19 protein-coding genes and 3 pseudogenes are annotated in these 23,029 nt (G+C 44.9%); 1 reads left to right on the top strand and 21 read right to left on the bottom strand.

The window, feature by feature from the left end; genetic code table 11:
• Positions 1-265: 265 nt before the first annotated feature.
• Positions 266-853 carry a restriction endonuclease subunit S gene (locus tag KGF70_RS12885; protein WP_216769015.1) on the top strand — a complete coding sequence of 196 codons (588 nt, stop codon included), beginning with the start codon at positions 266-268 and terminating at the stop codon, positions 851-853.
• 10 nt (positions 854-863) lie between these two features.
• Here KGF70_RS12885 and KGF70_RS12880 read toward each other — a convergent pair whose 3' ends face one another.
• The 21 genes and pseudogenes from KGF70_RS12880 to KGF70_RS12785 all read right to left on the bottom strand — a co-directional run.
• Entirely contained in the window at positions 864-1,781 is a 918-nt protein-coding gene (locus KGF70_RS12880) for a site-specific integrase (protein WP_216769003.1), read from the bottom strand.
• Between the two features lie 152 nt (positions 1,782-1,933).
• A complete protein-coding gene (locus tag KGF70_RS12875; protein WP_216769004.1) occupies positions 1,934-3,082 on the bottom strand; it encodes a restriction endonuclease subunit S in 1,149 nt (382 codons plus the stop codon).
• A pseudogene (locus KGF70_RS12870) lies at positions 3,079-4,666 on the bottom strand (type I restriction-modification system subunit M). The gene KGF70_RS12875 and the pseudogene KGF70_RS12870 overlap by 4 nt, the downstream one beginning before the upstream one ends.
• Positions 4,667-4,679: 13 nt before the next feature.
• Positions 4,680-7,554 (bottom strand): annotated as a pseudogene (locus KGF70_RS17830) (type I restriction endonuclease subunit R).
• A gap of 236 nt (positions 7,555-7,790) precedes the next feature.
• A complete protein-coding gene (locus KGF70_RS12860) occupies positions 7,791-10,325 on the bottom strand; it encodes a M1 family metallopeptidase (RefSeq protein ID WP_216769005.1) in 2,535 nt (844 codons plus the stop codon).
• Between the two features lie 200 nt (positions 10,326-10,525).
• Positions 10,526-11,152 carry an alpha-L-rhamnosidase gene (locus tag KGF70_RS12855; protein ID WP_216769006.1) on the bottom strand — a complete coding sequence of 209 codons (627 nt, stop codon included), beginning with the start codon at positions 11,150-11,152 and terminating at the stop codon, positions 10,526-10,528.
• Between the two features lie 111 nt (positions 11,153-11,263).
• Entirely contained in the window at positions 11,264-11,596 is a 333-nt protein-coding gene (locus KGF70_RS12850) for a PTS lactose/cellobiose transporter subunit IIA (RefSeq protein WP_216769007.1), read from the bottom strand.
• A 372-nt stretch (positions 11,597-11,968) separates the two neighbouring features.
• On the bottom strand, positions 11,969-12,979 hold the full coding sequence (locus tag KGF70_RS12845) for a DUF4767 domain-containing protein (RefSeq protein WP_253954860.1): 1,011 nt from the start codon (positions 12,977-12,979) through the stop codon (positions 11,969-11,971).
• 181 nt (positions 12,980-13,160) lie between these two features.
• Entirely contained in the window at positions 13,161-13,961 is an 801-nt protein-coding gene (locus KGF70_RS12840) for a fumarylacetoacetate hydrolase family protein (RefSeq protein WP_216769008.1), read from the bottom strand.
• A gap of 334 nt (positions 13,962-14,295) precedes the next feature.
• A complete protein-coding gene (locus tag KGF70_RS12835) occupies positions 14,296-14,784 on the bottom strand; it encodes an Asp23/Gls24 family envelope stress response protein (protein WP_216769010.1) in 489 nt (162 codons plus the stop codon).
• A 121-nt stretch (positions 14,785-14,905) separates the two neighbouring features.
• The gene (locus KGF70_RS12830; RefSeq protein ID WP_050339036.1) at positions 14,906-15,328 is read right to left on the bottom strand and encodes an Asp23/Gls24 family envelope stress response protein; all 423 of its coding nucleotides are present in this window, start codon (positions 15,326-15,328) and stop codon (positions 14,906-14,908) included.
• A gap of 14 nt (positions 15,329-15,342) precedes the next feature.
• Entirely contained in the window at positions 15,343-15,525 is a 183-nt protein-coding gene (locus tag KGF70_RS12825) for a hypothetical protein (RefSeq protein ID WP_050339037.1), read from the bottom strand.
• Between the two features lie 12 nt (positions 15,526-15,537).
• A complete protein-coding gene (gene amaP / locus KGF70_RS12820; protein WP_216769011.1) occupies positions 15,538-16,083 on the bottom strand; it encodes an alkaline shock response membrane anchor protein AmaP in 546 nt (181 codons plus the stop codon).
• A gap of 11 nt (positions 16,084-16,094) precedes the next feature.
• The gene (locus tag KGF70_RS12815) at positions 16,095-16,349 is read right to left on the bottom strand and encodes a GlsB/YeaQ/YmgE family stress response membrane protein (protein ID WP_003637989.1); all 255 of its coding nucleotides are present in this window, start codon (positions 16,347-16,349) and stop codon (positions 16,095-16,097) included.
• A gap of 628 nt (positions 16,350-16,977) precedes the next feature.
• Positions 16,978-18,828 carry an acyltransferase family protein gene (locus tag KGF70_RS12810; RefSeq protein WP_216769012.1) on the bottom strand — a complete coding sequence of 617 codons (1,851 nt, stop codon included), beginning with the start codon at positions 18,826-18,828 and terminating at the stop codon, positions 16,978-16,980.
• The gene (locus KGF70_RS12805; RefSeq protein WP_225366709.1) at positions 18,818-19,180 is read right to left on the bottom strand and encodes a hypothetical protein; all 363 of its coding nucleotides are present in this window, start codon (positions 19,178-19,180) and stop codon (positions 18,818-18,820) included. The genes KGF70_RS12810 and KGF70_RS12805 overlap by 11 nt, the downstream gene beginning before the upstream one ends.
• 610 nt (positions 19,181-19,790) lie before the next feature.
• Positions 19,791-20,147 carry a hypothetical protein gene (locus KGF70_RS12800; RefSeq protein ID WP_216769013.1) on the bottom strand — a complete coding sequence of 119 codons (357 nt, stop codon included), beginning with the start codon at positions 20,145-20,147 and terminating at the stop codon, positions 19,791-19,793.
• A gap of 66 nt (positions 20,148-20,213) precedes the next feature.
• Positions 20,214-21,008 carry a DUF4767 domain-containing protein gene (locus tag KGF70_RS12795; RefSeq protein ID WP_253954861.1) on the bottom strand — a complete coding sequence of 265 codons (795 nt, stop codon included), beginning with the start codon at positions 21,006-21,008 and terminating at the stop codon, positions 20,214-20,216.
• On the bottom strand, positions 21,005-21,298 hold the full coding sequence (locus tag KGF70_RS17360) for a hypothetical protein (RefSeq protein WP_253954862.1): 294 nt from the start codon (positions 21,296-21,298) through the stop codon (positions 21,005-21,007). Before KGF70_RS17360 ends, KGF70_RS12795 begins: the two co-directional genes overlap by 4 nt.
• 11 nt (positions 21,299-21,309) lie before the next feature.
• Entirely contained in the window at positions 21,310-21,900 is a 591-nt protein-coding gene (locus KGF70_RS12790; protein ID WP_216769014.1) for a hypothetical protein, read from the bottom strand.
• A 33-nt stretch (positions 21,901-21,933) separates the two neighbouring features.
• A pseudogene (locus KGF70_RS12785) lies at positions 21,934-23,029 on the bottom strand (hypothetical protein); the annotation flags it as partial.

The raw sequence follows: 23,029 nt of genomic DNA, 5'->3' as shown, positions 1-23,029 counted from the left end.
AAAGTAGACTCCCAACAATCCAAATAATTTGGAATTATACCAAACGCGGCATGGAGAAAATCTAATTTTCCATATATAAATTGGCCTGAACGGCGAACATAATATTTCGTTTGGACGCTGCCCCTCATGGCACTATTTTTTTCTACAACGCCTTTTCCCCATAATTTTACAGTTAATTTATTTGCGTCTAGACCATCGGTACCTCTAATTCGACTTTCTGTAAGAAACTCACCGAGCTTACGCTGCTCCCAAGTGCTAGCTAAAGATACACGACAATATAAAACAAAAAGAGAAGAAAACTTGGGAGCAGCGTAAGTTAAAAGAATTCACGAGGAGCTATTCAGGCGGTACGCCATCTGCAAGTAACTCGAATTATTATGGTGGCAACATACCTTTCATTCGTTCGGCAGAAATTAACAGTTCAAGCACAGAATTATTTTTAACAAAGCAAGGACTTGAAAATTCCTCAGCTAAATTAGTCCAAAAGGGTGATATTTTATATGCACTATACGGGGCTACTAGTGGACAAGTTGGCATTTCAAAAATAAATGGTGCTATTAATCAGGCTGTTTTGGCAATTATTCCAACTGAAGATGATGCTCCTGATTTTATTAAGCAATGGTTGAGCATGAAGAAAAAGAGAATTATTTCAAGGTATTTGCAAGGAGGACAAGGGAACCTTTCTGGAAAAATTGTTACTGATTTGTCTATGCAGAAGCCAAAAGTTAATAAAGAAGAGTTTGCAGTCGGTACTTTGTTGAAAAAGGCGGACAGCCTTATCGCTGCCAATGAGTATAATCACAAAAACGCCCTCAACATTCGAGCGCGTTTCTATCCATGCATATTCACCTAAATCCTATAAACTATATTAGACTGGCCAAATGTTTCATGACCTTATCGTTATCTTGGTTCTCTAATTCTTGAATGATGTGCAAATAAGTTTGCTGTGTAGTAGTCATATTAGAGTGACCTAATCGACGTGCAACTGACGCGATACTAACGCCAGCATATAATAACAGTGACGCATGCGTATGTCTCAATCCATGGACTGAAATCACCGGAATAGATGCATGCTTGCACAGACGTTCTAAATAGTGATTAACGGTGTCATTGTATACCTTGGCTTGGACAAAAATTGGTCGATCATCTGGAAGCTTCTTCGTCAACTGGGAAAATTGAATAACTGTTTGCCAATCCAGCGGAACCTTGCGAACAGATGAAGTGTTCTTTGTCGGCGCAAAGTCACTCTTAGCTGACTTGTAATCCCAGGTCTTGCTGATAGACAAGGTTTGATGAGCAAAATCGAAATCCTCTGGTGTCACACCAAGTGCTTCTGCAAAACGAATTCCAGTTTTCGCAATTAGTAGGATGAAATAATCCCAATTGACTTCATTATTCAAATCAAGCTCGTTCAATAGTGCCTGTAGCTCATACTGATGCAAATACTTTGTCTTATGTTCCCGATGCTTGATTCCTTTGATAATTGCCTTTCGCGTTGGGTCCCGATCAATGAAGCCTTCCTCTAACGCATCGATCAACGAGCCCTTTAAATGGCGATGAAAATCCATTGTCGTTTGCCGCTCATGAGTTTCTGCATAATCATTGAGTAACTGCTGATATGTCAGTCGAGATAATTCATCCATTTTCAAATCTGGCGCGAGCATTACCAGCTGACGATGAGACATTTCATATTTCCGATAAGTCACGGGCCGCACCGCATCTAATTTATACAGCTGCATCCATTGAAAAAAGTACTGATGAAACTTAACATTCTGTGCCATAATACGCCTCCAAAAAATGAGTTAACAACCATTTATAAAAGTTGTTAACTCATTTATACATGAATAATTATTCAGTTGGCCAAAAATGACACTTACAAATAAATTCATACTGTCGCTTATCAACAGCAATAGCTGGGCAAAAAGATCTGATTTCAGACAAACATATTTTGCATTAAATACTTCTTCAGTTCTTTCAGCTGTTGCAGTTTATCTTCATTGGCAGCGATAAGGTCGTCAACTACTTGAATTATTATTCCAACTTTTACCTGTTCATCTATGGTTGGAATAAATAGATTCATTTCAAAGAAGTCCTTAGGAGCGATATTTAACAACCCATGATTGCGAGCGCCTTCTGTCGCCCTCTTCATAATCTCTGTATACCACATGTTTCCTTCGAAATAAGTAACCAAAAATTGTGAATCAACTTGTACAGGCTTAAAAAGAATATAAAGTGTAGACAGTACCCCTTCAGAATATTTCTCTAGTCGTTTTATAGTCCCTACAGGATACCCATTTGAGTAACTTTTGTTGTACGCAAATTCACCTTTTTTTATTAGATAGTATCCGCTTACGTCTCGACTAGCAACTTGCTTATCAAAAAAGGTGTGCTGGTCGACCAAACCGTATTGTGCAGAAATTGTTAGTGGTAAAGTTGATTCTAATTTTTTATTTTTTCTAGTAATCCGTTTGACAACATCACTCAACTTACGCTGCTCCCATGGGTCAGTGAAACCCTTAAACCGCCACTCTTGAGAAAAAATCTTCTGCATCAACAGTTTCTTTAGCGTCTTAAGCTGTTCAAGTTCATCCTCATTGGCAGCGATAAGGCTATCTACTATACTACTCAAATTTGAAAGTTGAATTTGTTCAGCTTTAATTGGCACTTTGACCTTTGTAGGTTGCACAATTGATATATAATGACGCGCATGTCCTTCTTGAGTAAATTTTGTGTGTTTTAAAAGTTCAAACCCAAAACGTAAATTAATATTGTTTTTCGCAGTCAAAATTTTAATCGCGGAGGACTTTACTTTATATGGAAAATTGACAAATTTCATATCCAGGGTGAAATCATCAAAAATAATCGATTTACCTTTATTGTATACATTATTTTCATGAGTATATCCTAGAATAAATGATTTGTTCGCTGTAAGCACGGGTATTCCATTACTACTGTACTGGTCAGAATTGACAATATATTTATCAGGTCGTTCATACTCAAATAAATCACCCAACTTACGCTGCTCCCAAGGGTCACTAAACCCCTTAAACCGCACTTTCGGCACTAAATTTTCATTTTTCATTGTAACATCCTCTTAATAGCCTCAAGCTGCTGTTGAGCGACAGGGTCAGTTGCCACTAAATCGTCCATCATTCCAGACAGTTCTGACTGCAACTCATTAATTTTGGCATCGGCCTCGCCCATGGATTTCACCAGCTTATCCACATCAACAGGCGGTTCTTCTTCAAAGGTATCCACATACCGTGGAATGTTTAAGTTATATTCGTTCTCTACAACTTCCTCGAATTCAGCTTTATGCGCGTACTTATCCACATCTTCTCGAGCGAGGTACGTGTCCAAAATCTTGTCGACGTTTTGGTCTGACAGATTATTCTGGTTCTTCCCTTTTTCGAAGTCATTGGAAGCGTCAATGAAGAAGATGTCTTTGCGTTCACGACTCTTCTTAAAGACCAACACGACCGTTGGAATACTCGTACCGTAGAATAAGTTAGCTGGCAAGCCAATTACCGCATCGAGCACATTATCGTGTTCAATCATGTACTGGCGAATTTTGCCTTCCGCTGCACCCCGGAAAAGTACCCCCATGAGGGAGGACCACGGCCATTGCGCCTTCGTTGTTCAAGTGGTATAACATGTGTTCAACGAACGCAAAATCAGCCTTAGACTTAGGTGCGGTCTTCCCATACTTCCGGAAACGTTCGTCATCTAACTTGTCATCAGGATTCCATTTTGCAGAGTATGGTGGATTCGCCACGACAGCATCAAAAGTTAGATCATCAAAATGGTCTTCTTCCAAGGTATCGCCCTGACGTAAATCAAAACGATTGTAACTGACCTCATGCATTAACAGGTTCATGCGAGCCAAGTTATAAGTCGTACCATTGATTTCTTGACCATAGTAGTTCCCAATTGTGGCAAAATTCCCCAGTTGTAATAACAGTGACCCGGAACCCATGGTCGGATCATAGACTGTTTTCAAACGGTCTTTGCCCGCCGTAACGATTCTAGCTAGCAGCTTTGAGACTTGTTGTGGCGTGTAGAATTCGCCGGCCTTCTTACCAGCGGAAGCCGCAAATTGACCAATCAAATATTCGTAGGCATCGCCTAAAATATCGATTTTAATATCCTGTTCTCCAAAATCAATGTTGGCCAGTGACAAGATGACTTTGGCAATCAACTCACTCCGCTTTGCGACCGTGTTACCCAACCGGGACGACTGCAAGTCCAAGTCTTCGAATAACCCCTTAAAATCATTTTCAGATTTTTTGCCTAGCGTTGAGTTTTGAACTTCATTAATCGCATTTTGAAGCATTTCAACATCAAAATCGCCCGCATTAATCTGCTTAACCATTGTTGAAAACAGATATTGTGGTTCAATAAAGAAACCCAGCGCATCAATGACCTCATCTTTTAAATCCGCCATCAATTCTGGATCTTGTCCTGCGTCGACAAAATCAATATCATCATCTTGTAACAGTTCATTGGCGTAGTTTTCAACCTTTTCTGATAAGAAACGGTAAAAAATCAAGCCTAAAATGTAGTTTCGATATTCACTTGCGTCCATATTGCCGCGCAGATCATTCGCAACGGCCCATAATCTTTTTTGTAATTCAGCCTGTTGTTCGGCTTGTTCAGTGTGACTCATTAATTTCATTCTCCTAGCTTAGTGAGTATTTCCGGTCAATTGTGGACACAAACTCTTTGATTTCACGTTTGGCCTGCCGCTTACGCCGAAAGTCCATCCCGTGGTCGCTCAAATGTTCATAAATCTCTTTATCCTTGGTTTCGCCGTAGAAGTTGTAGTCAGCTATTGTTTCATTTAGAAAGTCCTCTGACAAATGGTGTTCTTTTGAGAATCCTTTGATTGCCGCACGTTGACTCTCAGCCATAAAGTTACTCAAAGACATCCCGATATCGTCGTCAGCGTCTAGCGCTGGGATCACTTCGTTCAAGAATCGTTCTAACAACTCAACCTTCGACTTTAATTGGTCATTTGTGGCATTATCCAACAAATGTTCAATTTTCTGAATATCATGTTTTCGTTCCGTCGTCGACATCAAATCAATGCCCGAGATTAGGTTCACAATATAGTCGACATTGATGGTATCGGTCTCTAACAGACTAATATCAAAATCAACATCATCTAGAATTGACACATTCTCGTGTTCTTGTCGCTGACTAACGTTTTGATACGCGGTATAGTACTTCCCCCGAAAGGCCTCCATCAACTGTTCAGAAAATTGTGGCTCGTACTGTGACCACTCAAAGTCATCGTAAACCCGGATACGATTATAAACGCGCATTACGGCACGAAATGCCATCACAAATTCATATAGCGCATTATCGCCGCGGTTATATAATTCATCAACCGACTGGACGTCAGGCGTCACAGTTAGTAATTGCCCGATTTTGTCCGCAAATTCGCCCTTAAGTTCATCATAACTTGGCGCTAAGAAACCAGAGCTATCCCCGTCAGAGAACAGTGCAACGGCCTCATCCGTTTTTTCTTTAATATTGCGATAAGCAATAATATTTCCAGATGTTTTTTGCTTGCCTTCTACCCGATTGGTACGAGAAAAGGCTTGAATCAGTCCATGCCACTGCAGGTTTTTATCCACATACAGTGTTGATAACCGTTTGGAGTCAAACCCAGTTAAGAACATGTTGACAACGATTAAAATATCAATATTATCCGTCGGCGTTTGGTCGTTATGGTCACGCATCCGCTTCGAAACATCCGCGAAATAATCCTTGAATTTATCCGTTGAAAAATCAGTGCCATACATCTGGTTGTAGTCCTTCACTACTGAGTCTAAGCCCATCCGTGAAGTGACATCATCCTGTTTTTGGTGTTCCTCGTTGTCATCCTCATTGGCCGCCCAAGTGAAGATGGTCGTTACCCGCAAATGATGATTGGGGTCGAGTTTCTTGAACAGCTGATAATACTTCAATGCCATCCGCGTATTCGCCACCGTAAAGATTGCATTATAATGTTTCTTTTTCGTGATGTGGCTATGATTCAGCAAGATGTGCTCAACAATCTTTGTCATTTGCTCTTCGGACTCATAAACTTCCTGCGTATTGATTCCGGGGACTTGTTCGTCAGTAATCTCTCGCTGTGTTTCTTCAAAGGTCGATAAATATTGAATGGTAAACCCAAGAACGTTACCATCACGAACGGCATCACGGATTAAATATTGATGCAATCGATTTTGATATAAATCCTCAGTCGTCCGACCCATCGGGCCCCATGTTTTGCTGAAAAATTGGAGTTCCCGTAAAGCCAAAATGTTGTGCATTCTTAAACCAATGATTGACATTTTTACGTATCTCACCCATCTGGCTACGATGACTTTCATCTTCAATAAAAATCACTTTACGGTCGTGGTATGGCGTCAAAACATTCTTATAACGATCATTAGAGACCGCGTTATTCATTTTCTGGATGGTCGTCACGATTAGCCCATTATCATGAGACGCTAGCTGTTTGACTAACGCAGCGGTATTATCCGTCCGGTCCAAGGCGCTTTGTCCACCAGTGGTCTCTGGTAGGTAGGCACTGAAATTCTTCACCGTTTGAATATCTAAATCCGCACGGTCAATCATGAAGATGACCTTTTCCGCATCCGTTTCTTGCAACAATAACTGACTAGCTTTGAATGAAGTAATCGTCTTACCAGATCCCGTGGTATGCCAGACATAACCATTTTCGTTTGGATGCTCTTTCGCCTGTTTGATGATGGCTTCAGTCGCATAAATCTGATAAGGACGCATCAATAGCATCTTATGGTCACTACTATCAAACACCGTATATTTCGCGATTAAACTATGTAATCGTGGCTTGCTCAAAAAGGTCGTCGTAAACGCATCTAAATCATTTAACCAATTATTATGTTCGTCAGTCCAATAGAACATGAAGTTAGAATTTAACTCACCATCACCATTGGCAAAATAGCGGGTTTCATTACCATTCGAAATCACAAAGACCTGAACGAGTCGCATCAGCTTGGCTTCCGCATATGACTCGGCGCGGTAGCGAATAATTTGATTGAACGCTTGCGTAAATTCAACGCCTTGACGCTTCAGTTCAATTTGCGCGATTGGCATACCGTTGATTAAAATCAGCACATCATAACGGTCTTCATGCCGTCCCGCAACTGTCATTTGGTGACTAACTTCAAAAATATTATGATCAAATTGTTTTCCATCAAAAATTTCTAGATATAAACTACTATCATCATCACGTTTGATGTTGATTTTACCAGTCGGTTGAACCACTGAGCCCCGCAAAATCTGGGCCACTTGATAGTGCGTTCGAGCACCGATTAAGTCATTCAAAACAGCTTGAAATTCACGGTCACTCAATGGTGTCCCGCTCAAACGTTCACGGTTGCGCTCACTTAAGACTTCGCGAAAATGGGCGTTCAACGTCGCAACATCTGGAATTTCAACATAATGATAGCCAATACTTTGTATTTTTCGTATGAGGTGATTCTCTAATTCCGCCTCAGATTGATGTCCACTTGCCATCAGGAGTCCTCCCCTCTATACGACTAATTGTTCGTCGTAATCCTAATCAAGTCTACTCCCTGTAGTTACCAATATCATATCATATTTAACTAACGCTGTAGCGCAGTGTTAAGGAATTACGTCAATTATTAAGGCTCAGAACCCATTGATGATTGAATGCTGATCGTTTCACTGCAAAATAAAAAGGTAGTCGTGCCGGGCTACCAGCATCGAACTACCTTTTGACCACTAAAATATTCTTATTTTACAACTTCCGCAACCGCCGCATTAACCGCGTCACGTTCATCTTCAACTAAGGCAACGCGACTAGCGATGACCTTAGTATCCATTTTGATTTCGCGGGTCAAACCAGGCGTATTGATCTTTGGTTCAAAGAACGCCTTGAATTCGCCTAACCGTTCTGCTGTATGGAAGATTCGTGAAATGACAGTAATGTAGGTCGTGAATTCCATGTCACCACCTACCGTGGCTTCCAACCATGACCATTCATCGCGAATCCAATCCCATGCGGCTTGTTCACCAGCTGGGTTAGCTAAGACGCCCCGGAACCAAGCGCGCAAGTCTTGTGGCTTGATGGTATCAGCATCTTCAAACTTACCAACTAGTTGCTTGATTAAGTCTGCATCTGGCGTAGCTGTCAGCGCTTCACAGATATCTGCTTTGTAGCTGGCATCCGCGGTCTGCCGTGATGCCGCCAACAAACTGTCGAATAATTCAGCGCTACCGAAGTTCTTGACTTCGTTGCGCAAAATGAAGACCCGGATATCGGCAGGCAATGTTGCGAGCTTATCGCGGTTACCTTCAAATAATTCATGCGCTGCCAAGACGGCTGCACTGTTCTTCGCGTACAATGCCGCACTCAGTACAAATGGCCGTGTCAACTGGTCATCGTTAGATTCACCCGCTTGTGGCAACCAGCCTAATCGTTTAACTTGATCGGCACTCAACTGGTCGAACAAAGCTTGCAAATGCTTTTCTTCGTCAGAATCTGGCGTTACGAATTTCCGTAAGTTACCAGCAACTTGGTACAAAGCAGCGTTAACGACAGTCGAATGACTAGCCGCAAACCGACTTAATAACGGCACAACTTCGGCGTATGAAATCTGGCGACCTTCCGCTAATAAACGTAAATCTTGTAATAACTGTAATTGGTCAATGGCAGTCAAGTCATCAACATTGGCCAAAATGTCATCCATCAACGTTTGGTCATACTTAACGATAAAGTGTGAGTTATTGCCGACATTCAAACGGAATGGTTTGCCACTGGCATCACGCAACTTAGCATAATCGCCAAGCGTGACTGTTTTGTCCTTCATGATGGCAGGTGCGGCATCGTAGTTCGCGTTCAGCGGAATCTGCCATTGACGGCCGACGTCTTCACCTTCACCGATGAAGAATTGTTGTTGTGACAAGGTCAATTGACCATCAACGACCGCGGCTGTGACAACGGGATAGCCAGGTTGTTCCAGCCATGAATGCATGATGTCACCCACTTGCATGCCGGAAGCATCAGCTAATGCGCCCCATAAGTCATCACCCTTAGCATTACGATATTTATGATCGATGAAGTATTGCTTTAAGCCAGCGCGTAAAGCGTCATCGCCGACTAACGCCCGGGCCATGACTAACATCCGAGCACCCTTAGCATAGACGATCGCACCATCAAAAATCGAATCGATTTCAGCGGGGTCTTCCACTTGAACGTGAACGGATTGAACACCGTCTGTTGCGTCCCGTTGGAGTGCCATTGAAGCTTCGGAAGTTTGGAAAGTTTCCCAAATATGCCAATCTGGTTCTAAGGCATCCGTAGCCACGTATTCCATCATGTTGGCGAAACTTTCATTTAACCAGAGGTCATCCCACCACTTCATTGTGACTAAATCACCGAACCATTGGTGCGCAAGCTCGTGCGCAATCACCGTAGCGACGAGTTGCTTGGTTGCTAAGGCCGTGTTATCAGGGTCAAGCAATAAGTAAGCTTCCCGATAAGTTACTAAGCCCCAGTTTTCCATCGCGCCGGCTGAAAAGTCTGGCAAGGCCAACTGCCATGAATGTGGTAGTGGATATGGTGTTTGATAGAAGTCTTCATAGAATTCAATCGACCGTTTGGCAATATCTAAGGCAAAATCCAATTCATTGGCTTTGTGAGCTTTCGTACCAAACACACCAATCGTGACACCGCTCTTAGTCTTGGTCTGCTTGCCTTGTAATTCGCCAAAGGCAAACGCAATCAAGTAAGTCGACATCCGCACAGTGGTTTCAAAGTAGTGCACACCATCTGCTTCATGGTCTTCTGGCATGTTACTCAAAATCGTTTCACCATCGTGTTCATCATACTTGATGGCCAAATCAAAAGTGGCTTTGGCTTCTGGTTCATCAACACATGGGAAAGCTTGCCGAGCTGCAGTGGTTTCAAACTGAGTCCCAATCAATTCCTTCTTCACACCGTCAACTTCGTAATATGATGGATAAATCCCCATCATCGTATCAGTCAACTTAGCGCTATAAGTAATTGCAAGGGTCACCTGACCAGTCTTCGCAAGTTCGATGCGAATCCCTTGAATGTCATTATCAACAGTAAATGGGACATCCGCACCATCTGCTTGGACACTGGCAATCGTCAGTCCATTTTGGTGAATGAGCACTTCTTGTGCCTGTGCGTCCCCGGTAATAGTTGATTTCCCCGAAATCAGCTTATCCGCCCGGTTGATGTTGATATAAAGATCATAATGTTCTGGTTGAAATGTTTCGTAAAAATGCGTTGTGGCTGCCATATTATTCTCCTCGTTTTTTAAGAATATATTCATTATACGACAATTGCAGATGGAATGCGTTATCGACAGCTCACGTTTTTATAATTCCTGTCCGGCCCAAGTCTGGCGGGCAGTTACTCCTGTAAAATCAGAACCGATTCACTGGTGTTACCCAAGTACAGCAACTATTCGGACACCTTAAGACCAAGGCCCCAAAACACTCATGCCACCATCGCGTCTTCGTCATTAGGGTCGTTCAGTACCGGCACCACTAAACTAATCGGCCGCACCGCCTCCTTCAACACCGCACTAGCCGCCCGAAATTCCGCATCCGCCAGCACGGGTTGCCACTTAAGCGACTGACCCACTGGCTCCAGCATGATATACCGGCAGCTATAGCGGCGCTCAAATTCGACGGTTGCTGGCAAAACTTCCACGTGCCGGGTGTCGTCTTGAATCCAAGATAACGGTAGCCAACTTTCAACCTGACTGGCGTCCACCCCAAGTTCTTGTAGGCGTTCAGCAAAGCGTGTTCGCATTAACAGTGGTGCATCCATCGGCGAACCCGCCACGTCGAGCGCAATCTGAAAATGACCGACATATACAGCGCCTAAATCTAAAATCAACCGTTCATTTTTGTTTAGCTTGATTGGCCCGGTCACCGGTTGCCAACGCGCTGCTACTAAGGCGGCATAAGTCAGCTTAGACGTGACCAGGTAGTGCCGTGGTTCAATCGTTCGCGTTGTTAATGGGATTGAAAAGTTCGCTTTCGTTAGTAGTTTTGGATTGGCAGTAAAAGATTGGTCCGTAATCTGATAGAACTGGTTATCGTTAAAAGTCACTGTCATCTGTGTCCCTCGCTTTATCTTGTCTGCATGTTTCCATGGTCAACATTCCATGCGCATTGCGGTTAGTCCATCCCAATGTGCCACTAGGCTTGGACTTAATGCGGCTATCGCTCACTGATCCGGTTCCCAGTGTTCAAAGGCGCTGACCAAGTTCTGCGTCATATGGAATTCGCTCATGACTTTGACCAAGGTGGCTTGCGCGTTCATGAATAACGTGGAATGGACAAAACGGTGCGCCTCGGCATTCTCGACCAACCGCCGAGCCTGTAACTGTTGCGCCGTCAATAATTCGGCCTCCGCGCGTCGCATTTTTTCACGAGCCGCTTGGTAGCGATACCCAGCGACATCAGCTAATGCCGCGGCAATTAGTGAGCGGGCATTCCCGATATTCAAAATCATGGCCATTGTGACATTGAGCGTATGTTCAGTATTTATCTGTTGCATATGATCCCCCTTCAATGTGAAGCGGAGTAACGTCCCCCACCAGTTCTCGTTCCAACTCCTTGACCAGTATCATCGCACACGTCCTGAATTTGCGCCGGTCCCCATGCTGTCGGCACGATGTTCGATGATCAAATTAACGATTGCCAGGGCTCACTATTATCGCACGTGTGTCTTGACACCATTAACTTATCTCACAGTATAGCATTCGTTTGCAGAAAAGAATCGTCCTTTTTTCAACATATACATAAACTTTACAAAACGAAAACCGGGCCTTTTTACGTATATACGCGGTCCGGTTCTAAAATCAGTTAATATTTTTTTATTTGTTTTTCAATCTATCTGGACACCCTAAATCCGCCACAAAAATGGTGGTTAAAAATCATTATGGTCCTTAGTTTCATCACCATATTGCCAGCGCTGCATCTGTTGCGCAGTCGCCGCACTCTGATAAGCGTTCCCGTCAAACCAGGCTTCAGCACCACTACCCATCATCATGACAGGAATCTGGCGCCCATCAAAGTAGTGATAGCGCAAATAGACATAATTGCCGGCCCCAGCACCTTGGTGTGCGCCTTTGATATTGATCCACTTGCGACCGTCAAATGGTTCATAATCCAGCTTCAAATCATCCGTGCTGTTTTGCGTAAACGACTGCACCTTATGGCTATACTCATCATAGTAATACCACGTGCCCTGGTAGGTCTGCGGCCACTGGTTGGCGTCGACGGCACTGGCCGTTCCCGCGGTGAGGCTCGTATCGGACAGGATTGCCGGTTTTGTCCCGGTGATAATTTTGGCAAACCCAGCTTGAAGCGCGCTATTTTGCGTATCGTGAAGAATCAACTGGTCGCCGTTAGTCGTTTCAGTGACTAATACCACTGGCCGTTGGTTGTGCAGGCAGAAGAAGTAGGTGATTGGATAGATTGCCTCCGCCTTACCGCCCGTTGCGACCGCGACAACTTGCAGCGGACTGCTGTCTTCACCATCCGTCGACCATTTCAAACTAACCGGCTGACTGCCCCATTTGACGTGGCCGTCCAATTGTCCATTTTTGAACACTTCTGGAAAATGATAGCCCAAATGGTCAGGTGCCTTGTCATCATACGTGCCGACATAGGTCTGTCCCATCTCGCTCTGCCAGGACGCCATAAACGTCGATAAGGCGGCCTTCTTCCCCGTATTCCACAAGGTAGCCTGCGTGCTGGACGCTGAGTCATCGGTGGCACTAGCCGCGTTTGCTGGCTTCGACTGGCTGTGCTTGACTCTGGTCGTTGTCGTCTTCGCGCTGGATTGCTTCGTTGCTGACTGCGATTGCGACGAACACCCCGCTAATAATAGACTGCCTAAAATTAATCCGACCCACATTCTTTTCATCTGATTCATAACCGGTCCCGTGCCGGTATCCCCCTATTCTGAGTTGCGCTGGCACTGCTGGTTGGTGACATTGCTGAAACCAAACATGCAGACACAAGCGATTACCTTTATTGTACTAAAAAAGTCGGTGCCATAGAACTGGTTCATAAACTAAATCATCACCAGCCACACGTACCGACTTTCCAACTGTTTATTTAATTGTGATATTCAAGGTTCCTAAGTGCGTGATGTGCCCCGTCAGCTGGTCGCCAGACTTCAAAAAGACTTGTGGGTCCCGGCCAACGCCAGTGCCACTCGGTGTCCCAGTGAAGATCAAATCTCCTGGCTGCAAGTCACAAACCGTTGATAAGTAGTGCACGAGGTCGGGCACTTTGAAAATCAGCTGCCGCAATGGGGCTTGCTGCATCGTCTGACCATTGACGGTCGTCGTGATCACTTCATCATCCAAATTGGCCAATTCATCGACCGTCGTCAGCCAAGGTCCAACCGGCGCGTAATTTTCAAACGACTTACCCATCGAAAACTGGGGGTTGTCGTTTTCAAACTGCACATCACGATCTGACAAATCTTCGCCGACCATCACCCCCGCGACATGATTCATAGCGTCAGCGACCGGAATCTCACGCCCACCACGACCAATCATGACGACCAGCTCCGTTTCCCAATCGGTCTTAGGGCCATGGGCAGTCACAGCCACGTTAGCCGGGGCCAGTGAACTACTGAACTTCGTGAAGATACTTGGCACCTTGGGTAACGTGATGTGAATCTCTTCGGAGTGATCACGGTAATTCATTCCAACGGCAAAAATCTGCTGTGGTTGCGTGACCGGTGCGGCTAAGTCTTCTGGTTTAAAGGTTTCAACTGGTCCTAACTGCCGCTTATCCGGCGCCATATATAGCGCTTCCAAAATCGTTTGTGCATTCAGGACTGGTTGTCCCTGATTTTCAGCCGTAATAATAAGTGGTCGGTTCGCACGCATCCCAATTTTCATCTCAATCACCTCATTGATTAATTTTATCCGTTTCATTTATACACTCACATAACCATAATAATAGCGCCAAATCAGCTGCGAAACAATGCTTGCATCTCGACGCTGGGTAAGGTAAGCTCAATGAAACTTCAGAAAGTGACTGTTCGAAATTGTCGAAATCCTCAGCACGCCCCCATCGCCGTTCCATGTGCTCGATTTAGTTTAACCATTGCCTGTTCCCGAACTGATAGCCACAAACAGCCTGCCCTTTTACAAGCATGAATCGCTCATTCCATCAAAAAAAGGTGCCCGCCTAATTGCCGGACGCCGCTAACCATACCGATTGACGTCAACTTTAATGTTGCATGTCAGGTGCTGGTTTTGGTTGTTTGTCGCTTGGATGTTGCTCATGGTGCGACGGTTCATCTGGATGTTTCTCGCTTGGTTGCTTGTCGTCTTGCTTCTTGTCATTTTGTTGTCGCCATTCTTCCATCGTTAACATATCTTTAACGACCATTTTTAACTTAGTCACTTGATAGCCAGTCATTGATTTGACCGCTTTGGCGATTTTTTCAGCGACCCGGTTCAAGATTTCTTGCCCGTTCTTGCCATATGCGAGCACAGCCGTTAACTCAATGCCCACAGTCTGATCATCATCATCGGTATCGATGGAGACCCCCGTTTGTGGTCGGTCCTTATCGGTAAACCGGTTGGAGATGTCGTCAATCAAGTTACCTTGTAAACTCAAGACACCGTCGACTTCTTGGGCCGTATTGCTCGCAATCTTTGCTAATACATTATCATCAAAAACAACTTCAGGTTGTAACGTGGTTGTGTCTGCCATTTAGAATTCCTCCTCTAAAGTCTGTCGTCTCGGCCACGGTGGGCACTAACGACTCAATTATTGCAATTTCAACGATGGCTGGCTTGCACTGCGACGTGCTTGTCGTCAGTACACAATCAGGTTATTCAACCTGCCGATTGTCCGTGGACTGATTGGTGTTCGGCTTGCCGGTTGCCTGGTCTTGCCAATCACGCTTGCTCATCACATCGCTGACGTGGACCTTGATTTCAATCACTTGCAATCCGGTATACCGTTCAACGTCCTGTTTAACGCGCTGACAGATCTGGTTGAAGATTTGGCGCATGTCCTTGCCGTATTCGACAATCATCGTCATATCCAAGGCAACTTGCTTTTTGCCGACTTGTGCGTCGACCCCCTGCGTTGGGTCAGCTTCATCACGAAAACGGTTCGTTAAATTGCTTAACATGCCGCCTTCTAGGGATAATACACCGTCGACATTGCGTGAAGCTAAACCGGCGATTTTTTCAATCACACCATCGTCAAACGTCAACTGCGTCTGTAATTGTTGTTCTGGTTGTGCCATTGTAATTCCTCCCATTATTTAGATAAATACTCACTCAACTTCTGGCTAACAACGGCCAAGTCAATGTGGACGAATCGCCCAATTGCCCAGCCAATCAGCCCCAACACTGCGACTAATAAGACTGCTGAAAAACTGGTTAGTACCCAGACGATTCCCAAAAGCAGTCCAATCAGAAACCCATACTGTGCGTTACTCATTAGGCGCCTCCTTTACACCACGGTCAACTTGCGCTCATGGTCAGCTGGCCGAACTTGGACGACCGGTTGCTCAACCTTCAATCCGAGTTGTTGGCTCAAGTAATCCTGCGCAATGACGGTCGCTTGTTGTGCCACTGACTCTAGTTTGGCCTTATCGCTCACCATCGAGTCAATCTTGACGCGAACACGGTGACGATTGCGTAACTTAATTTGAACAGCGGGATCAATCAAATTCAATTGACTGACTAACCGATACTGCAAGTCACGTTCCAAAGCCCGCTGTGGAATCGTCAATTGACCGTGATCGCCTTCATAAGTCAGCGTATTGACCTTAACGGGTCTAAACAAGCCGACAATAATCATCAAAATACCGACGATACCGGCCACGGCAGCGAAGACAATCAACAAGCTACTCCAGACCATCGGATAACTGACCGTCATTTCTGCCAGCCATTCCGTGAGCCACGGAATCGGATACAATTGACCTAATTCAAAGACCGCTAACAACACTAAGATAATTCCGACAAGTGTTACCATGAACTTCGCAAAGCGGCTCATTTAATCACCGCCTATCGCTTCTTCGTCATGCCGAAAATTGCTGAAACAATTAGCACTAAGATAATTGCGCCGAGAATCGATGGGACTAACGCCATCCCTGCTAATGATGGTCCCCACGTCCCCAACAGTGATTGCCCGATCCAGGCACCAACTAAACCAGCAATGATGTTACCGATAATTCCCATTGGCACGTCCCGACTAGTAATCGCGCCGGCCAACGCCCCAATAACACCACCAACGATTAATGACCAAAGCCATCCTAACATAGTGATCACTCCTTAACATTTAGAATTTTTATTACATGCTTATGATAACCATAATATTATTAACAGACAATTAATATGCATAGTTGAATTTGTTATTGCGTTAAAAAAACAGTAAAAAGCCCGTTATTACAGCATTAATCACAGTCCAATCGCGCTGGAACCTATTAAAAAAGACGTTGCAAGTCACAGTCCCCTTGTAACGCCCTCATCGATATCACAGATTAAGACTTCTCGACCTGCTCCGCGAAAACTGACAACGATTTTAATAACCGCAACTAAAAAATCGGCCGCATTTCCATAACAGAAACACGACCGAATTTAATTTTGACTGGCCAGAATGATGCCCGACTTCAGTTTAACTTGGCGTCCGAGTGCTAGATTGCAGTTTTACTGGCAATCGAAATACCAGACTTTATCCTGGTACCGAATTACGGTTTTATTGGCAATCACAATGCCAGATGACAGTTTTACTCACAGTCGTACTGTCAAGTTATAGCTTGACTGGCAATCGTGGTGCCCAACTTCAGCGCCACCTCGATACTTATTCAAAAGTTCACCACTAACCCCACCCATACACTCATTCATTAACAAGCAGGTTCATCGCTAGTGTCATTTTCTACCAAAACGCTTAGCTCGCTTTAGCTGGCGTCTGCTTGGCCGCATGCAAGGCATCATTGATGACTTTAGCGTACAGAATATCTCCCGCGCGAATGCCACCAAAGTGCACCCCATCCGTTCCCTTAAAGACTTCGGGATGTTGCGCAGCGATTTTGCCCCAGTCCGCAATCGTAATGAAATGGTACTTTTCAGGCAATTTGCGTTCCAACACCGCTAACTTTGATGAATTCCAATTTGCATCAGCGCGCGCGTTATACGGCGTCATCAAGATTAATTTATGCCCCGGCTCCAGGTCATGGATGATTTTCATGGTTTGTTCTTCATAATCATCCAAGGCATTGGTCCCGATACAGATGACCACGTATTCGCGTAGCGTGTGGCTCCGTTGCTGGTTCATCATGACTTTATATGCCAAGTTCATTGTCCGGTCGCCTTCCGCATCGATATTACTGTTGGCAACGTGGTCCCCTAAATAAGAACGCGTTCCGAGCGTGACACTATCGCCAATGATTGACACGCCCGGTGCCTTGGCTGGTGCGTTTTTATGGCTTGGCGCTTGCTTTTTCTTCGGTGCGACCGCCGCTAAAACAGCATCATGGGTCGTCGCCACTTTATCGACGTCCTGATAAATGCCACTGATCCACAGGTTTTGTTCCAAAGTCGACAATTGAGGTGCATTTCTGATCACCACGCCCGCGTTGACCGCCAACAGAACCCCCGCCGTGATGACAGGCAATTGTAGCTGGCGCCAGGTGACCCGATGACCAAAGAGATGGCCCCGTTTACCCGCAATCACTGGTTCTAAGACGTAATATGATAAGGCTGAAAGCACGATGGACAGTACCGTCGTGAGCAAGGCCGCCAACCAGTTGACCATTAGGTGTGAAAAGATTACGTACAGCGGCCAATGATAGAGATAGACGCTATAACTGACATCGGCTAGAAAGCCCATCCAGCGGGGTTCGTTGAGATTAGGCGTCTGGTCATGAAGCAAGCGCGCCCCGTAAATCATAACGCCCGCCAGTACCGTCGCTAGCAACAAACCACCCTGATAGGTCTGCAGGGCTTCAAATTTCATTTCGTAACCCAATGTCACTAATAAAATGAAGCTGATCAACATAATTGCTGAAGCTAAAATGGGGTTGCTGTGCGCCGTCGTCCAACGATACACCGGCCCCTGAGCCTTAATGCCACTCAAAATTCCAATCAGCCCGCCGACAAAGAATGGAAAACAGTGCGTGAGGCTTGAGAAATAGACCGGTGAAAAATCCTTCAGTCCGACCGCGCCAAAAGTCATCATGACCAGGCTTTCAATCGCAAAGATCGTCGTTAAAATGCCTAAGCCCCAACGGAAGCGCGTCAACGCTTGCCGACCACTAGCTAAGCGACGACTGATTTTGGCAACGACCCAAGCGACGAAGCCCCAGACGATGTAAAAGTGCATTTCGACTGCCAGTGACCACGTATGCACGAACAGGTGCGGAATAAACTTATTTTCATAACTTCCACCCGTCGCAATTTCAAAATAATTAGTCGTGAACCCTAAGGCCGCTGCAACTTGTTTGCCAATATCTGTCACAAAATCGTGATCGATAAAATAAGTCAGCGGTAACACGACCAACACGGCGATGAACAGTGGTGGCACAATCCGATAAAACCGGCGGCCATAGAAGGCCATTAGTTTAAAATTATCTGAACGGGCAAATTCATCCACCATCAACGACGTAATCAGAAAACCGGAAAAGGTGAAGAACACATCAACGCCAATAAAGCCGCCGGTGAACTGGTTCTGAAAAAAGTGGTACGTTAATACCAGTACGAGCCCGGTGATTCGTACTAAACTAAACCATTTAATCCGCATTTTCTAACTTCCCATCCGCCGTAATTTTTTGCGCGTACGTCTTATTACCAATATGTAACTTGACGACACCGCTTAGTTCACCCTTGTTGAAGTTTCCTTGTAATCGCCAACCACTAGGTGCAATAAATTCACCGGGGCCTTCAAACCGACCGTTATCAAAGTGACCGACGTAGCGCCCCTGTTTTTGAACTTGAAGCGTTCCCCGCCCATCAAATTTGTGTTTGAATACAGCGCCGTTATAACTCATCCGACCATGGTCCAGCCGAACACTTTGCTTCTCAGTCGTCGCTGGCATGAGACTGATTACTGCGAAGGCGATAATGCCGACAATCGTTATTATTTCAAAGATCATTCTGCTCCTAATTTTTCCCATGTTTCCGTTCCTTTCACAACCCCGGTTACCCCTGAGTACATCCCGCCAGTTCCCCAACCGTCCGCGGGATTTCACACAACAACTTTATCATCACTCAAAATCGATGATTTACAACAATTCGCACATATAAAATAATTAAACAAACTATTGAATATACCTTAATAATTATACTGATTAATATTTTACTAAACATTCTGCCCAGTGGATAGATGAAAATCAATAGGCACTGATTTTTTCATCAATAACGACATCAGTTTTGTAAAGTCAACTAAAACCTAATCATAACCATTCTGACACGCGAAAAAGCAGCCAACTCAGTGTCTTGACTGCTTTTTCCAGTAATTACTTTCATCGTTACAACAAATCAGTTCCAGTCACCAAATTTGCCCTAATCAACATATCAATAAAGAATTGGCCACATCTCAAAGTAGCCGACATCGTCTAGCTGTACGATGCACCCTTGCTGATGGGCAGAGCGCGACACGTCTCTAGTTTGAGCGTTTTATTGTCTTTTCTTCAATAGACACGATATTTGAGCATGTGCCACCGACTGACCCATCCAACAAGCGACCGCCTTTTACTACTACGCTTACTCTTTTTTAATTAGCTGCTGACCATTTTGAATCGATAATACTTTTTTATCTTTAGAAAGTTTAGCAGTCGGTCCATTTGCGGTTTTTCCCTCAAAGGTGACCTCATTATCTTTCACATTGAATGTGCCGCTATATTTATCCCTGTAAGTCTTTTTTGTCCCCAACCAGTTAACCTTTGTTACGACTGTTTCTTTATAGTTTTTACCATCAAAAACGATCGTATCGGTTTTCCAGTCATCAGTTGTACTTGTATACGTCCCCTGCAGTCCGTGTGGCTTCAGTGCAATTACTGCAATCACAATCACCACAATACCAATAATAACGCCAATGATACTTTTCTTAGAAATATTCATCTACTTCCTCCATTTATACATATGCGCATGCACTTGCATGACGCGCATTCAATCCTTCATTTCCGATTAATTCCCAGCAATTCGCGCAAAGCCCGCTTTAAGTTTCACGTTCTCAGTCTCTCCTAGAATAGGGGTCCCATCTCGACTTTGATCCACTAGTACGATTGGAGAACCATCTTTAAACGCAAAGAAGTAAGTAATATGGTTAGGCAATGGCGGTTCTGTCCCATTGTGGTTGTAAATAGCGACAACGTTATATTCATGCGTGCCCTTACCGTTCGGTGCCCACGCAATCGAAGCCCGGTGTCCATTGAAGATGACATCGGACAAATCATGTGGATACGATAATCCGGTCGAAATGTCTAAATCATGCACACCGTCATACTTGGTGTAATCCTGATCCATTGTCTTTGACCACTGCGTCATAAACGTGTCCAGTTGTCGGCCCTTGCTGGTGTTCCACAAAGTCCCATTTTTCTTGGTAGCTGCCGTCGACTGACTAGTACTTGACGTCTCTTGTGCAAACACTTGCGTATAATTATTATTGCTAGTCCAAACGGTAATCAGATTCTGACGATTGGTCTGGCCATCCCCGTTAACTTGATACTCACTTGTACTACCAGCTGGATAGAACGTCACCGCCCAATTAATCGCTTCATCTTCAGTCGAAACGCTGAATGTTTCAGCATTGCTGTCGAACTTAGTCGTTTTGCTTTCACCATCGACGGCAATCCCGTTCTTTACCACCGTTAATGTGCCGGTCGTAATCTTGTCTTTTGATACTGACAATTGGCCGTCGACCTGACTCGTGTCAAACTCTAAGCCATTGCCCTTATGGTAATTCACTTTAGCACCAATCATTTCCATTTGCCACCCAGTAAACTACGATAATTGCCATCTTGAACTTCACTCAGATTCATGTGCGTGCCGTCCGTTGTCGTCTTTTTTTGTTGCGAAGCCGACGCGAGACTACTGTCTGCTGATGAAGTCTGTTGACGTGATGTCACGCGTGTCGATGAACTTGAACTCGAATCACGACGCGATGTACGACTAGTCGATGCGCTATCCGGATGTTGCGCATTTTTCCCGCCGCACGCCGACAGCGTCACTAACACTGCGAGACACGTGGCACTTAGCACGATTTTTTTCAAGCCATTCATCACTATTTACGTGAATTCCACGCTGAAATCGTTGAAGAGACTGCAGCAATTCCGGAATTGACCGCTGTTTTGTGTGCATTAGCCGCAATATCTGCTTGGAGACTCTTGATTTCCTCCTGTGCAGCCAATTGATCTTCTTGGTAGTGCTGCGTTTCTAAAAGATTGAATGCGGCTTGCAAGTCTAGCGCCCGATTCTCATTCACTAACTTCCAAAGCCGTAACGCGTCCCAGTAGTTGTAAAACTTCTCTGGAAAGCCGTTCGCCTCTTGTTTATAAACTGGGTTAGCCAGCTCCTCTTGCAAGGTTGCTTGGTCTTTTTGAATCGCTTCATTAGTTGGTGCCAGATAGTATAGATACCTGAAGGCAAACAATCCAATGGCAATCACGGCACAGGTGACGACGACACCAGCGCCACTTTCAAACAATAGTGCCACCACTGCCAAGACCGCGAACGTGATAATCGTTTTATGAAATCGTTTCTTATCAGTGGCAAGTTTTTCTCGATCGGCTGCCAATGCTTGTTGTGCGCTGGCCACCCCCGCTGTGGCGCTCCGCTTGTTCTGTAAAAAGTCTAAAAGTTGTTCCTTCGTCATTTGTCCTTCCCACTTTCTATTCCAATTTTTTAATTAAACCCGCTTATGACGCTTAGTTACACCCAGTAACCCAACTAATCCAATCATCATGAGTCCTAGTACTGAAGCCGTACGACCAGTTGCTTCATCCATTTGCGGCAATGTACTGGTTGATTTAGTCGTGGCCGCAGCCATTGCGGCTTTCCGACGTTGCAAAGTGGTCGCCTGCTCAGCAGTTAATGCATGATGAGGCTTTAAAGTCATAGTATTCCCATTAGCCGTAGTGTTCGCTAACTTCGAAGCGACCTGGTTTTCATTAGCCACAACCTGTTCAGTATTATTAACCTGATCACCTTGGGCTGCATCGGACTTAACTGTCTCCCGGTTTGCACTGTCAATGGCATCATTGAGTGCCTTCGTTTGCAATAACTGGTCTAGTTTAGCTTGCGCCACGGCCAACGTTTGTTTAGCAGTTGTTACCGCTTGTTGCAATTGTTGATACGTCGCTGCATCACTATCCGCAGTCGCTTGGGCAGCTTTAAGTGCTTGAACGGCTTGATCATAGGCCGTTTGAGCGTCAACAACGGATTGCTTAGCCGCAGCTAAATTGGAATCTGCATGGGTTAACGTATCTAAATGGGCCACCTTGTTAGCTAAGTCTGCTTTACCAGCTTTTAGGGCCGCTTCAGCACTGGCTAACTCAGCCTTGGCTTGATCAAGGGCCTGTTGAGCTGTTGCCAATTTGGCCTTAGCTGCATTTAAAGCGGATCGCTTTTGCGCTTGTACGGTTTGAGCAGCTGACAGTGCTGCCTTTGCATCGCTCAATGCCTGTTGCTTAGTCGCATCACTAGCACTATTTTCATCAACCGCTTTTTGAGCCGTTGCAACTGCGGCAGTTGCATTTTTAACCGCGGCTTGGGCGTTAGTTAAGGCAGTTTTGGCACTAGCTTGCTGTTGCTTGGCCGTGGCTAAATTAGTGTTAGCGGTATTCAAAGATTGTTGGGCCTTTGTGACATTAGACGTAGCGGTTGCTAAAGCAGTCTTAGCGGTATCCGTGGCTGACTTTTTAGTAGCAAGGTCGTTTTCCAGTTGCTTGATTTGGTCAGCGCTGACAGTATTTGATTCGATTGGCGTAGCATCAAATTTAGAC

Source organism: Lactiplantibacillus sp. 7.2.4 (assembly GCF_018991185.1).
GTDB lineage: Bacteria > Bacillota > Bacilli > Lactobacillales > Lactobacillaceae > Lactiplantibacillus > Lactiplantibacillus pentosus.
Note: the sequence above shows the minus strand (reverse complement) of the source record. Positions and strands in the feature narration are given on the sequence as shown.

Bases quoted from the DNA above. Each gene is read 5' to 3' on its own strand.
- KGF70_RS12800 (WP_216769013.1), bottom strand. From the start codon at position 20,147: ATGAATATTTCTAAGAAAAGTATCATTGGCGTTATTATTGGTATTGTG.
- KGF70_RS12835 (WP_216769010.1), bottom strand. From the start codon at position 14,784: ATGGCAGACACAACCACGTTACAACCTGAAGTTGTTTTTGATGATAAT.
- KGF70_RS12860 (WP_216769005.1), bottom strand. From the start codon at position 10,325: ATGGCAGCCACAACGCATTTTTACGAAACATTTCAACCAGAACATTAT.
- KGF70_RS12840 (WP_216769008.1), bottom strand. From the start codon at position 13,961: ATGAAAATTGGGATGCGTGCGAACCGACCACTTATTATTACGGCTGAA.
- KGF70_RS12815 (WP_003637989.1), bottom strand. From the start codon at position 16,349: ATGTTAGGATGGCTTTGGTCATTAATCGTTGGTGGTGTTATTGGGGCG.
- KGF70_RS12845 (WP_253954860.1), bottom strand. From the start codon at position 12,979: ATGAATCAGATGAAAAGAATGTGGGTCGGATTAATTTTAGGCAGTCTA.
- KGF70_RS12830 (WP_050339036.1), bottom strand. From the start codon at position 15,328: ATGGCACAACCAGAACAACAATTACAGACGCAGTTGACGTTTGACGAT.
- KGF70_RS12790 (WP_216769014.1), bottom strand. From the start codon at position 21,900: ATGACGAAGGAACAACTTTTAGACTTTTTACAGAACAAGCGGAGCGCC.
- KGF70_RS12795 (WP_253954861.1), bottom strand. From the start codon at position 21,008: ATGATTGGTGCTAAAGTGAATTACCATAAGGGCAATGGCTTAGAGTTT.
- KGF70_RS12825 (WP_050339037.1), bottom strand. From the start codon at position 15,525: ATGAGTAACGCACAGTATGGGTTTCTGATTGGACTGCTTTTGGGAATC.
- KGF70_RS12805 (WP_225366709.1), bottom strand. From the start codon at position 19,180: ATGATCTTTGAAATAATAACGATTGTCGGCATTATCGCCTTCGCAGTA.
- KGF70_RS12810 (WP_216769012.1), bottom strand. From the start codon at position 18,828: ATGCGGATTAAATGGTTTAGTTTAGTACGAATCACCGGGCTCGTACTG.
- amaP (WP_216769011.1), bottom strand. From the start codon at position 16,083: ATGAGCCGCTTTGCGAAGTTCATGGTAACACTTGTCGGAATTATCTTA.
- KGF70_RS12880 (WP_216769003.1), bottom strand. From the start codon at position 1,781: ATGGCACAGAATGTTAAGTTTCATCAGTACTTTTTTCAATGGATGCAG.
- KGF70_RS12850 (WP_216769007.1), bottom strand. From the start codon at position 11,596: ATGCAACAGATAAATACTGAACATACGCTCAATGTCACAATGGCCATG.
- KGF70_RS12875 (WP_216769004.1), bottom strand. From the start codon at position 3,082: ATGAAAAATGAAAATTTAGTGCCGAAAGTGCGGTTTAAGGGGTTTAGT.
- KGF70_RS12855 (WP_216769006.1), bottom strand. From the start codon at position 11,152: ATGACAGTGACTTTTAACGATAACCAGTTCTATCAGATTACGGACCAA.